This window comes from Lactococcus sp. SK2-659 (assembly GCF_020218185.2).
Taxonomy (GTDB): Bacteria; Bacillota; Bacilli; order Lactobacillales; family Streptococcaceae; genus Lactococcus; species Lactococcus lactis.
In genome coordinates this window covers 327,298-341,673 of record NZ_JAIWQZ020000001.1, presented here as the reverse complement: position 1 = coordinate 341,673, position 14,376 = coordinate 327,298, and the positions used below count along the sequence as shown (strand labels likewise).

General features: G+C 35.4%; 11 protein-coding genes and 1 riboswitch. Of the genes, 1 reads left to right on the top strand and 10 read right to left on the bottom strand.

The features are described from left to right. Positions 1-13 precede the first annotated feature (13 nt). Together LDP15_RS01645 and LDP15_RS01640 are read right to left on the bottom strand one after the other, a co-directional pair. Positions 14-3,193 carry a leucine-rich repeat domain-containing protein gene (locus tag LDP15_RS01645; protein WP_015426766.1) on the bottom strand — a complete coding sequence of 1,060 codons (3,180 nt, stop codon included), beginning with the start codon at positions 3,191-3,193 and terminating at the stop codon, positions 14-16. Between the two features lie 48 nt (positions 3,194-3,241). After that, entirely contained in the window at positions 3,242-4,954 is a 1,713-nt protein-coding gene (locus LDP15_RS01640; protein ID WP_003129410.1) for a ribonuclease J, read from the bottom strand. Positions 4,955-5,303: 349 nt separating this feature from the next. Between LDP15_RS01640 and LDP15_RS01635 the strand changes: the two genes are divergently transcribed. Further along, positions 5,304-5,975 carry an MgtC/SapB family protein gene (locus LDP15_RS01635; RefSeq protein ID WP_015426767.1) on the top strand — a complete coding sequence of 224 codons (672 nt, stop codon included), beginning with the start codon at positions 5,304-5,306 and terminating at the stop codon, positions 5,973-5,975. A 39-nt stretch (positions 5,976-6,014) separates the two neighbouring features. On the opposite strand, the gene dapA is transcribed toward LDP15_RS01635, so the two are convergent. The 8 genes from dapA to LDP15_RS01595 all read right to left on the bottom strand — a co-directional run bounded on the left by dapA (position 6,015) and on the right by LDP15_RS01595 (position 14,376). Continuing rightward, entirely contained in the window at positions 6,015-6,908 is an 894-nt protein-coding gene (dapA, locus tag LDP15_RS01630) for a 4-hydroxy-tetrahydrodipicolinate synthase (protein ID WP_012898222.1), read from the bottom strand. 100 nt (positions 6,909-7,008) lie between these two features. Continuing rightward, positions 7,009-7,184, bottom strand: a riboswitch (Lysine riboswitch). 67 nt (positions 7,185-7,251) lie between these two features. Further along, positions 7,252-7,707, bottom strand: coding sequence for an NUDIX hydrolase (locus tag LDP15_RS01625; protein WP_015426768.1), 456 nt, complete (start codon positions 7,705-7,707; stop codon positions 7,252-7,254). A 10-nt stretch (positions 7,708-7,717) separates the two neighbouring features. After that, positions 7,718-8,794: an aspartate-semialdehyde dehydrogenase gene (locus tag LDP15_RS01620; protein WP_015426769.1), complete on the bottom strand. Its 1,077-nt coding sequence runs from the start codon at positions 8,792-8,794 to the stop codon at positions 7,718-7,720. A gap of 94 nt (positions 8,795-8,888) precedes the next feature. Then, entirely contained in the window at positions 8,889-9,752 is an 864-nt protein-coding gene (locus LDP15_RS01615) for an MIP/aquaporin family protein (protein WP_003129417.1), read from the bottom strand. A gap of 371 nt (positions 9,753-10,123) precedes the next feature. Continuing rightward, positions 10,124-10,378, bottom strand: a complete 255-nt coding sequence (locus tag LDP15_RS01610; RefSeq protein WP_003129418.1) for a hypothetical protein — start codon at positions 10,376-10,378, stop codon at positions 10,124-10,126. Between the two features lie 94 nt (positions 10,379-10,472). After that, the gene (tkt, locus tag LDP15_RS01605) at positions 10,473-12,449 is read right to left on the bottom strand and encodes a transketolase (protein ID WP_015426770.1); all 1,977 of its coding nucleotides are present in this window, start codon (positions 12,447-12,449) and stop codon (positions 10,473-10,475) included. 181 nt (positions 12,450-12,630) lie between these two features. Next, positions 12,631-14,016, bottom strand: coding sequence for a PTS ascorbate transporter subunit IIC (locus LDP15_RS01600; protein WP_015426771.1), 1,386 nt, complete (start codon positions 14,014-14,016; stop codon positions 12,631-12,633). A gap of 60 nt (positions 14,017-14,076) precedes the next feature. Next, on the bottom strand, positions 14,077-14,376 hold the full coding sequence (locus tag LDP15_RS01595) for a PTS sugar transporter subunit IIB (RefSeq protein ID WP_012898229.1): 300 nt from the start codon (positions 14,374-14,376) through the stop codon (positions 14,077-14,079).

Below are 14,376 nucleotides of genomic sequence, written 5' to 3'. Positions count from 1 at the left end.
TACATCAAAAGTTCTAGTCGGTATCTTTTTTCACTCTTTTTTTCTTTTTAAATAATATAAATATGAAAATAATACAAGCTCCTAAAATTGTTATTAGACCAATGAAAAAATTGTCACTTATAAGACCATGTTTTTTTAAAAGAACATTTTCCTTTAAAATATGATTGTCGCTATCAAGTAATTTAGAATTAAATTCAGACCTTTTGAAAAAACCTTTACCTTTATCAATACTATTCGTTTTATTATTTTGACTACGATCACCATTTTCATTATCAGGAACTTTAGTCGCAACTGTTTTAAAATCTTTCATAGTCTCTGCTTCTTTGTTAAAAGATAAGTCAAGAGCAGTTATTTGTCCTAAATTTTGACTTTCATCATTTTTTTGAGGAGTTCTGATGAGTTTTTCTTCGCTTATTGTATTTGAATTTTTATTTTTTTCATTCATCACTTTCGATTTGCTTGGTAAGGTGTAAATTACTGATAGTTTTTGGCTAGTCAAAGAATTCACATGAGTTTTGTTACTTATGGAATTTAATTGACCTATAATTGACTCTATATTATTATTTGATTTTACTTCATCAGAAGAATTTGCCTGATTATCTTCTTTTTGTGGGTGAGAAGTTGAGTTTATAATTGATAATGATGAACTTCTCTTATTTGTTGAGCTTTTAGAGCTTTCTAAAATTGCTTGTGATTGTATTGAAGACACGTTGTTTTCATTTGAATTTGAAGTTGTCAAACTATGAGAAACTTCTGAATGATTGTCTCTTTGTGCCTTATTAGATATATTTAAATATCCTGTTTCTGATGATTCTGAGTTATTATTTGAATAACTAGTTAGAATAGAGGCAGCAGAATTTTCTGATGAAGAATTATTAAAAGTTATTGGATTGTTGATTCCTTCTGTTGTATTAAGTAGATTCGATTGACTCTCTTTTGGTTGTGAGCTAGAAGTTGTGCTGAAAGGTGAACTTATGCTACTTTTTGGGTTAGTAGACATCTCATGGTCTGTTGAGTTTTCTTGAACTGAATTTGAAGAAGAAACTTTCTTAGGGTTTTCTGATATATTATTTACTTCACTTGGTCTGGACGAAATAGTTTGATTCGTTTCCAAATTAGGGATACTACTAAGGTTTGAAGAATCTGAACCTAAACTATCATTTGAATCACTATTTAAAACATCTGAAGAATGAGTTGATGAATTATTAGCTAATTCTGCTACATTAGAGAAATTAGACGAACTAGTTGTTGATTCCAAAACAGAAGTCGAACTTATGTTTGAGGGGGATAAACTGATACTACTATTTGAATTGGTTGAAGCTTCAGAACTTGTTTGATTTGAAGACAAAAAGGCTTCTGAAGTAGATATTTCCGTGCTATCCTTTGTAAGATTATCAGAACTAGATTGATTGATTTCTAAATTATCAGTTGTGCTTGTACTGGATAAAACTGAACTTGAACTATTGTTTACGGAAGCTAAGGAATTATTAGCTACTTCTGCTACATTAGAAAAATCTGACGAATTAGTTGCTGATTCTGAATCAGAAGTTGAACTTATGTTTGAGGGGGAATTTGAATTGGTTGAAGCTTCAGAACTTGTTTGATTTGAAGACAAAAAGGCTCCTGAAGTAGATATTTCTGTGCTATCCTTTGTAAGATTATCAGAACCAGATTGATTGATTTCTAAATTATCAGCTGTGCTTGTACTGGATAAAACTGAACTTGAACTATTGTTTACGGAAGCTAAGGAATTATTAGTTACTTCTGCTACATTAGAAAAATCTGACGAATTAGTTGCTGATTCTGAATCAGAAGTTGAACTTATGTTTGAGGGGGATAAACTGATACTGCTATTTGAATTGGTTGAAGCTTCAGAACTTGTTTGATCTGATACTGAACTACTTTCTGTCGGATTTGACGATGGTAAAATATTGGTTATTTCTGAACTATTATTCGTTTCGTTGATATTAGAAGAATTAGAATGCTCACTTTCTTCGTTAGAGGACATACTCGAACCTAATGAGGATTGGTTTGAATCATTTTCACTATTTGAATTGGAATTGATTTGGTTTGAAGAAGACAAACTATTTGAGTTTTCTGAATCATAACTGATTTCTGCTGTACTGGAAGCTTCTGACTGACTATTCTCTGTTTGTGAGCTAGAAATACTACTGTCTAAAGAAGAGATTGAATTTAAAATATTATCTGTAACACTATTCGCTTCAGATATTGGATAGAGTGAAGCCGAATTTGCCTCTTGTGTTGATTCTGAACTGGCAACATCAACTTGCTCTACTGAATTGGAAGAAGAGACAGGGGTTGTATCTGCATTTTCTGTACTCACAGAAGTCGATTGTGAACTGTCAGAATTTATCCAACTTTTATCAAAAAGACCACTAGAATTGACAGAAATTGTCCGAATTCCATCTGTCGGTAAATCTGATAACTGACCAAATAAAGGACTCGTTTTATTGAATACGTCATCAGCCAAAGTCACTCCAATTCCCAAAGTCAAGCTTTGAACGGGACTCCCAGAAAAGGCCGCTGAATCTACTATTGTCAATGCTTCATCAGCAAATTCTATTGTAGTGATTTGGTTACTTTGAAAGGCTTTGGCCATAATTTCTGTGATATTTGAACCCAATGAAAGTTCTGTTAAATTATTATTTGCAAAAGCTCTTGTCGCAATCTTTAGGACAGAATTTGGAAATTCTATACTACTTATGGCGTTTCCAGCAAAAGCATCTGTTTTTATATTTTGGACTTTTGCTCCTAAAACTACTTCTGTCAGTGATTTCTTATAATAGTCAGGAAAAGCTGTTGTTGTTTGAAAGGCACTAGTATTAATATCTACAACATTATTTCCGATAATAACCGAACGAATTCCACTATTTGAAAATGCATAAGTTCCAATTGATGTTATTGCATAGGTTTGACCGTTATTTACAATAATATCTGGAATTACAATATCAGCTCCCGCTAAGCCAGCATAGGAGGCAACTTCAGCTGTCAGTGAAACTTTATCAAGGTTGTAAGTAATTTTTTGCTCATCAGTATATGTAATTTTACTTGTCGTGGCCTCCACCGGTAATTCTGTCACCAACTGATGATTCAAAAATGTGGGATTAAGAGTGGCTGTCAGTAATCCTACTCCAACAGTCATCGTTATTTTCTTTATTGATTTTTGAGACATAAAAAACCTCCTAACTTTCTATACGAAAAAATGGAGGTTTTGTAACTTTTATTTTTTATTATGATTTTTTTTAGTGTAACGTTTATTTAAATCTTGAGGTTGACGTGCTTCCATAACTACTGGAAGAATCACTGGTTTACGTTTTGTTTGCTCGTATAAAAATTTTCCAAGAGCATCACGGATAGAACCTTTGATTTCTGCCCAATCAAATTCTTTTCCAGAAAGATATTTATCAACAGTTTCGTTGACCAACTCACCAGCTTCACGCATCAGATCACGTGAAGTTTTAACATAAACAAAACCACGAGTGTGAACACGAGATTTGCTGACGATTTTACGCTCAGTCTTAGAAATTGTGATAACGGCAATGAAAATACCATCTTCTGATAGCACTTTACGGTCACGTAAAACAACTGAACCGATATCTCCAACTCCTGAACCGTCAATCATAACATTTTCAGCTTGAATAACACCAGATGGAATCATGTCTCCATTTTCTAAACTGACTGTTTCACCACGTTTAGCGATAAAGATATGTTCTGGTAAAATGTCCATTTCCATTGCTAAATCAGCATGGGCACTAAGTTCACGATACTCACCTTGGATTGGAATCAAATTTTTTGGACGGAAGATATCAAGTAAGAATTGCAAATCACGAGCATTCGCGTGACCAGATATTTTCAAATCTGAAGCCAACATTTTCATGACTCCGCCAGCTTTATAGATTTCATTTTCAATACGAGCAATTGTTGTTTCATAAGAGACAGATGGACTTGTAACAGCAAGTACTAAATCTCCATCTTTAATTTTAACGTATTTATGACGACGATGAGCCATGTCTCCAAGAGATTTAAGTGGTTCACCCATTCGTCCTGTTTCCAAAATAACTAATTCATTGTCAGCATATTTTTTAATTTCTGCTGGTTTAATAATTGATTTTTTATCAACAATTTGTAATTTGTTAAGACGAGTTGCTGTTTCGATGATTTGGTCCATATCTTCGCCTGTAAAAGCAACACGACGACCAAGTTTAATGGCAGCATCAATCGTTTGTTGAATTCGACCTAAATTACCTGCGTTACAAGCAATAATGACCCGTCCTTCGTTGTCATCAATATAGTCATAAATTTTTTCATAAATTTCATGCTCGCTAGCAGATTGCATTGTTGACAAAGCATTTGGTGATGACGAAAGTAAAGCAAGGACTCCGCTATTTCCAATTTCAGCCAATCGGCGCATATTGGTACGATAGCCTTTTGCAACAGCTGGATCAAAACGGAAATCGCCTGTATAAACAATGTTTCCGTCATTTGTAGAAATAACAATTCCTAAACTTTCAGGAATTGTATGTGTTGTTGAGAAGAATGAAATGACGGCTTTACCAAAATCAATTTCTGTATCTTCAGTTACAACATGAAAATCGTTGAATTTGCGACTGTCAGCATAATTTTTGACATTAATTTTTGCAAGTTCGATTGTTAATTCTGAACCAAAAACAGGAACTTTTAATTCAGAAACGATATAAGGCAAAGCCCCAATTGAATCAGCATGTCCGTGAGTCAAGAAAATTCCTGCGACACGATCCGCATTTTCTAAAAGATATGTAATATCAGGAATAACAAAGTCAACACCAAGTTGATCCATTTCAGCATATTTAAGTCCTGCATCAAGCACAAAAATTTGCTCTTCAACCTCAACTAAATACATGTTCTTACCAAATTCACGCACACCACCTAATGGAGTGATTTTAATATTAGACATAAAAACCTTTCTTGTCAGTGTAATTTATAATTTTTTCGATATAAAAAGAATCTGTAAGTTATTGACAAATTCTGTCAGTAAATTTACAGTCCTGTTTTTAGCAATTTCCTTGCCATATTCACTCTCGAAATCGGTCGAGTGGGACAAGCGATATTGAAAAGATAATTCTACTTAGAATTAAAATAAAAGAGATTGGCATTCCAATCTCTACCGAGAATACACTAATATAAGTTTAACCCAAAGCAAGTAAAAAAGCAAGTCAGTTTCATTTTTTATGGGTCTTACTTTTTTTCTAATCAAAATAGCGATATAATGGAAGGTAAGTTTTAAATGACAAGGAGGAAATTTTATGCAGATTACTTTCTTAACACAACTTGATTGGTTAATTCGATTAATATTAGCTGGGGTATGTGGATATGCCATTGGTTATGAAAGAAATAGCCGTTCCAAAAATGCTGGTACACGTACTCATTTAATTGTTGCTTTGAGTGCTGCTTTAATGATTATTGTCTCAAAATATGGTTTTATGGACATCATCAGTACCCATGGAGTCAATCTTGATCCTTCCAGAATTGCGGCTCAAATTGTAAGTGGTATTGGCTTTTTAGGAGCTGGAATGATTTTTGTTCACAATCAATCCGTTAATGGATTGACTACTGCGGCTGGAATTTGGGCAACTTCTGGTATTGGGATGGCTATCGGTTCTGGATTATATTTTATAGGTATTGTAGCTACTTTACTTATTTTACTTTTTCAAATTATTTTACACCAAAATTATCGATGGATAAAATCAGCGACAAGCGATCATCTTATTCTTCAATTAGAAGATTTTGAAGGCCTTCAACTGTTGCAACAACAGCTGAAAGAGGAAGATGTCAAAATTCTTAGTATAAAAGTTGAAAAAAAATCAAATAATTCTTTAAAAACTGAGCTATATTTGAACTTACCAAAAGCTTTTGAAATCGCTTCGTTAATGAGTCTTTTGGAATCGAATGATAAGATTAAATCAATTGAATATTGACCAACTTTTATAAAGAAAAATACCCTAAAAGGGTATTTTTTAATTTCCAATTTTTTCAAGAATTATTTTACTTTCCTCAGTAGTACAAGCTACAAGTGGTAAACGTAAGCCACCAACTTCATATCCTTTTGCATTCAAAACCGTTTTGATTGGAGCCGGACTTGTGACACTAAAAAGTGCATTTATTTTGGGTAATATTTTTCTTTGGATAGCCGCTGCTTTTTGAATAGAGCCCTGGTCTATTTCTGCAAACATTTCAAAAAATTCTTGACCTAGGATATGACTAGCAACCGAGATTACACCCTGACCTCCCAAAGCTTTAGTGTGAAAAGCTAGCCCATCTTCTCCAGTATAAACTAAAAAGTCTTTGGGTAGCTTTTCAATGAGATAAGCCAGATTATCAGTATTTGTACATTCTTTGATGGCAATTACATTTTCCAGTTCTGCTAAACGTAAGATGGTCTCTACCTGAATTTCAGTGACCACCCTTCCTGGAATATTATACAAAATAATTGGCAAATCACTCGCAGTAGCAATGGCTTTAAAATGTTGATAAATTCCTTCTTGGGAAGGTTTGTTGTAATAAGGAGTCACTGCAAGTCCCGCATCGATATAACCAAGTTCAGCAACTTCTTTGACAAATTCAACCGAATCACGTGTGTCATTAGTCCCAACACCCGCAATTAATGGAATACGTCCGGCCACTATTTTATTAACCGCAGCAAAAATTGCCAATTCTTCATCATGAGTAAGAGTAGGCGATTCAGCCGTTGTTCCAGCTAAGATAAGGCCTTCCGTATGATTAGCAAGTAAATCCTCAATGAGCTTAGGAAATGCTTCAAAATTAATTTGGCCATTTTCTTTAAAAGGGGTCACTAGGGCCGTGATGATACGTGCATTTTGTAATTTTTCAATTGTTTCTTTTGCTGACATAATTTCTCCTTATGTGTGAGCATACTGACAAGCTCTTGTCAAGAGGTCAAAAAGAACCTCTTTTTATGCAAAAGAGGTTCTCAAAAGTTCGTCAAAAATGATTTTGATTAGCTCTCCTTTCTGTCAGTACTGACAGAAAGACAGTCTGTAGGATTTAACCACACAGCCCAAGAAAAATTTTGTGACAATTTTTCTTTCGGCAAAGAACGCCGCCATCAGCTTCATTGCGTTCACCGCTCCACTAACTTCTTCGTCTTCGCAACCTCTAATTTTGTTTGACCCATTATAGCATACTTTAGTAAACGAGGTCAAAAATTTTATTTTTATACAGTCTAATTTATTATTATTCTTTCGCAATTAATTGGATGAAATCTTTGATAACACGGCGATTTAGCTCATGAATATTTTTTGGAATTTCTTTAAATTTAAACCATTTCAGCTCTTCAACTTCACTCATTTGTGGTCTTAAACTCCCTGTGAAATCTCGACAAATATAATAAATGCCTGGCATATAAACTTGGTCCATATTGGGATAAGTCATAAAACGGTCTTGTCCTGAATAAATTCCTAAAAGCTCAAGTTTACCTGCTTTTAGTCCCGTTTCTTCAAATAATTCTCGGCGAGCAGTCTCCTCAAGTTCTTCACCAACTTCTATGCCACCCGCATGTAGAGCCCAAGTTCCGTTATCTTTACGTTTTTGTAAGAGAATTTTTTCATCAGAATAGACAATAACGCCAGCTCCCAGATAAATCAAAAGCTCATGACCAATTTTTTCACGAATTTTACTGATATAACTCATTTAACAGACCTTATTTCAGTTCAAATTTTAACTCATGAGTTAGTCTAACTAAGCCACGCTCATGTAGTGTTTCAGCAATTTGAACAGAATTCCAAGCTGCTCCTTTGAGTAAATTGTCAGAAACCACCCAAAGATGAATCCCATTTGCTGCATCCAAATCACGGCGAATACGACCCACAAAAGTTTCACGACGACCAACTGAATTAATGGCTTGTGGATAAATTTGATGAGCAACATCATCTTCTAAAACAGCTCCTGGGAATTCAGAAATCAAACGTTTAACCTCATCAATGTCTGCTATTTTTTTCGTTTCAACATAAACTGACTCAGAATGACCGTAAAGAACTGGAATTCTGACACAAGTTGCCGAAACCGCAATTGAATCATCTTCCATGATTTTCTTGGTTTCATTTGTCATTTTCATTTCTTCATAAGTATAATCGTTGTCAGTAAATACATCAATTTGTGCAAGCGCATTGTAAGCAATTGGATAATGTTTTTTATCTCCAGCAGACGGTAAAATTTCTGCTGACAATTCTGTCAGTGCTTTTCCATCAAGTGCTTCTTGGAGTTCACGATTTGTTTCATTAATTGCTGATTGACCCGCACCAGAGACCGCTTGATAAGTGCTGACAATTACTCGCTCAAGCCCATAAGCTTGACGAATCGGCTCTAAAGCAACCATCATTTGAATCGTTGAGCAATTAGGACAGGCAATTATTCCATTGTGTTTTTCCAAAGCATGTGCATTAACTTCTGGAACAACCAAGGGGACATTAGGGTTTTGACGGAAAAACGAGGTGTTATCTACGACAACAGCTCCAGCTTTTACAGCATAAGGGGCATATTTTTCTGATACTGAGCCTCCGGCTGAAAAAAGAGCAATATCAATACCTTCAAAACTCTCCTCAGTCAATTCTTCTACAACAAGCTCTTGCCCCTTAAATTCAACAATTTTTCCTGCCGAACGTTTACTTGCAAGCGCACGTACGGTTTCTATAGGAAGTGTAGATTCTTCTAATTGTTCAAGCATACGTGTACCCACGGCACCAGTAACACCAACAACGGCGATATTATATTGTGTCATAATTGTCTGTCCTTTTCAGTAAATTATAATTATTATAGCGCTTTTAAGTTATAAGGGCAAGAAAAAATCTGCCTTTCGACAGAAATTTTTGTTTTTATTTAAACATAAGTTTAAAGACTGTAGCTGCAATTACTGCACCAACGATTGTGGCAACAACTGGAACCCAAGCGTACCACCATTTAGCGTCTTTATTTTCACCAACAACTGATTGTGGTAAGAAACTATAAACGATACGAGGACCAAGGTCACGTGCTGGATTCAATGCTGCACCAGTTGGTCCACCAAATGCTGTAACCAAACCAACAAACATCAAACCGATAGCAAGCGCACCAATCATTTTAGATGATGAAGCACCTGAAACAGAAGCCCAAATTTGGCTTACTGTTGCATTTGCTGTAACATCAGCTCCTTGTTGTTGAGCGTAGCTTGTCATCCATTTGATTGATTCTGCACCAAAGAAGTTCGTTGTAAAACTGAGAATTCCGAAAACAAATACAAACATTCCGATTACTTCATTGATAAATCCGTTGAAAATTGCTTTTCCACGATTTGAACCATTATCCAAAGCGTTAGTTGTTGAAAAAGCACCTAAAGAAATTGCTCCGTCATTAGTTTTAGCGAAGTATTCTTTATAAATCGCTACAACAAGTAATTGACCAATAATTGCACCGATAAGTTGTGCCAAAATATATTGTGCAACATGTGCCCAAGGGAAATAGCCAGCTGAAGCGAGTCCAATTGTAATTGCTGGGTTAATATGTGCACCTGAAACATTTGCAAAAGCAAGTACAGGAACTAAAATCGCAATTCCATATCCCCATGCAATTGCAAGACCACCCATGCCCTCATTTTTAGAGCCTTTGAGGGTTACCCCAGCAATTGTACCATTACCAAGCAAGACGAGAAGCATAGTTCCCAATCCCTCAGCAATATATTTTGTCATCCATGAAACATCCATGATAATTTCCTTTCTATTTTAAAAAATATATAAAGATGTTGACACTTCAATTTTATCATATTTTTCTTAACTCTTGCTAATAATAACATCGAAAATATGATTAACTCCTACAATAGATTGTTTATATATTTTTTCAGCATTGTATTCATCTGATTATAACAAGATTTTTTTATTAATTATTTTAATCGTTACGTAAAAAAAGCCCTCTTTCGAGGGCTTTTAAAGGCACTAAAAGTGTGTCAAAAAGGTTCACACAATTTGACAAATACTCACGCTTCCTGCGCGGAAAACCCAATTTCCCAGTATTCCTTAGCTTCGAAATTCTACAAAGTAGAATTATTCGACTCATCGCATAGTTAAATTTTAACATATTATGCTAAATGAAACAAGAAGCCAATCAAAATTCCTACCGTTCCCACAAAACTAAGGATACAAATAGTAAATCCTATCGTAAAATAATTCTGACCATATCCATTATAATGAACCCTTTTAGTTCTTTTCCCACGATAAATGATTAAAGATATTACTGACAGAACCGTCAGTAAATATTGGATTGGCTGATTTTGTCCATACATTAAGTTCAAAATTGAAGCTACTCCCACAATAATTGCAAGTAAAATCCCCATCTTATTTCCTTTCTATTTTTTAATTAAAATTTACTGACAGACTTGTTTGTAATCAAAAGAGCTCTGACAAAAAATCAGAACTCCTTTTTCAATATTAGTCAAGCTCTTTGTATGCTTTAACTACATTTTCAGCAGTAAATCCGTAAGCCGGAAGAACGATATTTGCTGGTGCCGAAGCGCCCCAAGTATCTACTGTAACTGTTGCACCATCAAGTCCAACATATTTACCCCATCCGTAACTTGTACCAGCTTCAATCGCTAAACGACGTCTTACAGCTTTTGGTAAAATTTCTTCGCGATAAGCTGCGTCTTGTTCGTCAAAAATATTCATTGAAGGCATTGAAACGACACGAATGCCAGAACCTAAAGTTTTCTTAGCTTCAAGAGCTAATGCTACTTCTGAACCAGTCGCAATGATGATTCCTTCAAGTTTTCCTTCTTCTTTTGAAAGAATATAAGCCCCACGATTCAGACCTTCTTCAGCCAATTCATAAGTATCAGGTAAAACTGGAAGATTTTGACGAGTCAAAATAAGTGCGGTTGGGCGGCTTTTACTTGATGCAGCACGACGCCATGCAGCCACTACTTCATTTCCATCAGCTGGACGAATTACATCCAAATTAGGAATTGAGCGAACAGAAGCTAATTGTTCAACAGGTTCGTGAGTTGGACCATCTTCACCAACAGCAATGGAATCATGTGTCCAAACATAAGTGACTGGCAAGCTTTGTAGAGCAGCCATCCGAACAGAAGGAAGCATGTAGTTTGAGAAGACGAAGAATGTTCCGCCATAGACACGAGTTCCACCATGCAAAGCAATCCCATTCATAATGGCTCCCATTGCAAATTCACGTACACCAAACCAAATATTACGTCCAGCATAGTTATCTGGCATGAAGTCTTCTTCAACTTTAACCATTGTATTATTTGAAGCCGAAAGGTCAGCAGACCCACCCCAAAGATTTGGCATTTGAGCTGATAATTCTTGGATAGCTTCTTGTGAAGTTACACGGCTGGCCTTGCTTGTTTCCATTTCATGCTTGGTCAAAGTAAGCTCTGGTGTTTCATTTTCAAAAGCTTTTGCATACTGCTCAGCAAGCTCAGGGTATTTTTCAGAATAATCATCAAAAGTACTGCGCCATACTTGCTCCATCGCTTCACCACGCGCAACTGTCGTTTCTAAAAAGCGTTTTGATACTTCTTCAGGAACTGTAAATTCAGGGTAATCCCAACCATATGCTTTCTTGGCAAATGCAACACCTTCAGCTCCAAGAGGAGCTCCGTGAACTGCTGAAGTTCCTTGTTTTTCGGCACCAAAACCAATGACTGTTTTAACTTCAATGATTGTTGGTTTAGATTTTTCAGCTTTAGCCACTTCAACAGCTGCTGCGATTTCTTCTAAATCATTTCCATCTTTTACCAATAAATGTTGCCAGCCATATGATTCAAAACGTTTTTGAATATCATCAATAAATGACATTGATAAGTCACCATCTAGAGAAATATTATTTGAATCATAGAAAAGAATCAATTTACCAAGTTTCAATTTACCTGCAAGTGAAGCTGCTTCTTGTGAAACACCTTCCATCAAATCACCATCACCATTTAAGGCGTAAGTGTAATGGTCAACAATATCAAAACCAGGTTTATTGTATTGTGCTGCTAAATGTGCTTCAGCCATTGCCATTCCGACAGCATTGGCAATTCCTTGTCCTAAAGGACCTGTTGTTGCTTCAACACCATCTGTATGATTAACTTCTGGATGTCCCGGTGTTTTTGATTGCCATTGACGGAAACCTTTTAAATCATCAGTCGTTACATTATAACCTGCCAAATGTAATAAACTATATAACATTGCAGAACCATGACCAGCAGACAAGACAAAACGGTCACGATTTGACCATTTACGACTTGTCTTAGGGTTCACATTAAGAAATTTGCTCCAAAGTACATAAGCCATTGGTGCAGAGCCCATTGGAAGTCCAGGATGTCCTGAATTTGCTTTTTGAATCGCATCTAATGATAGAGTACGAATCGTATTTACAGCCAATTGATCAGTAGTATCAAACATAAGATTTCTCCATATTTTTTATTTATACTCACATTATAACACAAGTTAGAAACGGTTTTCATTCTCTGAAATTAAAAATTTTTTTCTTTTTTTATGTTTTTATATGAAAATCTTTTTAATTTTGGTGGGAAAGGTTGCGGTTGACCTGTTTTATAAATCTTCAAAAAATTTATTTTTTCAATTATAATTCTTTGCTTTTTGAATTAATTTTATCTCTTCTATTCAAAATCAAACTCGTCATTAATACAATCAAGAGAAAAATTATTATAAAGGAAATTAATGCTATTGATCCAGCTTTGCCAATTCCCCCAAGCAATCCTCCTGAAACAATATAATCTGAATCTGCAAAGGTCGATGCAGAATTCGCTCCAAACGAACCTAAAGCAGGCAGAATTAAAAGTGGACCCCAAGCTAACAGTAATCCATTCGCTGTTGAGCCGATAATCGCCCCACGCAAACCTCCAAAAGCATTGCCATAAACTCCTGCTGCTCCTCCACAAAAGAAGATACCAACAACACCAGGAATAATCACAGTTGTTCCTAAGCCAAGCATTATTAGCATAGAAATAACTCCAACAATAAATGAGACAAAAAATCCAATTAAAACAGCATTGGGCGCATAAGGAAATACTATTGGAACATCTAATGCTGGTTTGGAGTTAGGAACAAGCTTTTTAGCTATCCCTTGAAATGCTGGAATAATTTCTGACAAAATCATACGAACACCTTGAAGAACAACCACAAATCCTGCTGCAAAAGTCCCTGCTTGAATGACCGCATAGACAATATAATTAGTTCCAGCAGACAAAGCTGGACTTTCAACAAAATGAGGACCTGCAATTAAAGCTAAAATAATATAGACAACCATCATTACTAGAGAAATAGAAACAGTAGAATCTCTCAAAAACCCAAGGTTTTTAGGGATATTTAATTTTTCAGTTGATTTTTCTGGATCCTTATTTCCAAATTTTTCTCCAAGCCAACCGGATAGAGCATAGCCTATATTGCCAGTATGGCCCATTGCAACTCCATCATTACTAGTGATCTTCCGCATATAGCGTTGAGTTAGAGCGGGTGTGATTGTCAGCAATGTTCCTTCAAATATTCCTCCTAACAAGATTGTCAACCAACCATTTCCTAGTCCAGCAGAAATAAGTACAACAGCTGACATTGTTGATACATAGAGCATTGCTTGCCCAGTCAAGAAAATATATTTAAATCTTGTAAAACGTGCAAGTATTACATTAACAATAAATCCCACAATCATAATTAAGGCTGCGGGTGTTCCATACTTCACTAATGCTAAAGCAACCACCGCTTCATTGGAGGGCACAACTCCCTTAGCATTAAAGACATGTTGAAACATCGTTGCAAAGGGATTCAATGAGGTAACTAATATCCCCGCACCTCCGGTCAAAACCAAAAAACCTGCAAATGTTTTAATTGAACCTTGGATAACTGTACTTGCTGTTTTTTTCTGCAAAATCAATCCCAACATTGCAATTAATCCAACTAAAAGCGCTGGAGTAGTTGCGACTGATACAATAAAGTTTAAAATACCATTCATTTTATTTTTCTCCTCTAGTCTAGAAAAATTTTGTACTTTATAGATTCGATTTATTTTTTCTTATTGATGACTTATGTTATTTTCATCAAGCACTTTATAAAGTGCTTCACGCGCAACTTCTTTATCAATAATTGACTGAAGTGGCATAATTTTTTCTGTGGGAATATTAGGAAGAGCAGATACTAATGTTGCCTCAACAAAAAAATAATCCGCTGCATCTGGTGTTGCTGACCCAACATCCATATGCTCCAATTCGAAATTATCAATATTTACTCCTGATTCTTCTAATAATGACTGAATGTTCATTTGAACCATAAAACTCGTTCCTAACCCAGATTGACATACACATGCAAATTTCAT

What these genes read in the sequence shown, in the direction of transcription:
- LDP15_RS01645 (WP_015426766.1), bottom strand. Translation starts at nt 3,193, where the DNA reads ATGTCTCAAAAATCAATAAAGAAAATAACGATGACTGTTGGAGTAGGA.
- LDP15_RS01600 (WP_015426771.1), bottom strand. Translation starts at nt 14,016, where the DNA reads ATGAATGGTATTTTAAACTTTATTGTATCAGTCGCAACTACTCCAGCG.
- tkt (WP_015426770.1), bottom strand. Translation starts at nt 12,449, where the DNA reads ATGTTTGATACTACTGATCAATTGGCTGTAAATACGATTCGTACTCTA.
- LDP15_RS01625 (WP_015426768.1), bottom strand. Translation starts at nt 7,707, where the DNA reads ATGAGTTATATCAGTAAAATTCGTGAAAAAATTGGTCATGAGCTTTTG.
- LDP15_RS01620 (WP_015426769.1), bottom strand. Translation starts at nt 8,794, where the DNA reads ATGACACAATATAATATCGCCGTTGTTGGTGTTACTGGTGCCGTGGGT.
- LDP15_RS01635 (WP_015426767.1), top strand. Translation starts at nt 5,304, where the DNA reads ATGCAGATTACTTTCTTAACACAACTTGATTGGTTAATTCGATTAATA.
- LDP15_RS01615 (WP_003129417.1), bottom strand. Translation starts at nt 9,752, where the DNA reads ATGGATGTTTCATGGATGACAAAATATATTGCTGAGGGATTGGGAACT.
- dapA (WP_012898222.1), bottom strand. Translation starts at nt 6,908, where the DNA reads ATGTCAGCAAAAGAAACAATTGAAAAATTACAAAATGCACGTATCATC.
- LDP15_RS01640 (WP_003129410.1), bottom strand. Translation starts at nt 4,954, where the DNA reads ATGTCTAATATTAAAATCACTCCATTAGGTGGTGTGCGTGAATTTGGT.
- LDP15_RS01610 (WP_003129418.1), bottom strand. Translation starts at nt 10,378, where the DNA reads ATGGGGATTTTACTTGCAATTATTGTGGGAGTAGCTTCAATTTTGAAC.
- LDP15_RS01595 (WP_012898229.1), bottom strand. Translation starts at nt 14,376, where the DNA reads ATGAAATTTGCATGTGTATGTCAATCTGGGTTAGGAACGAGTTTTATG.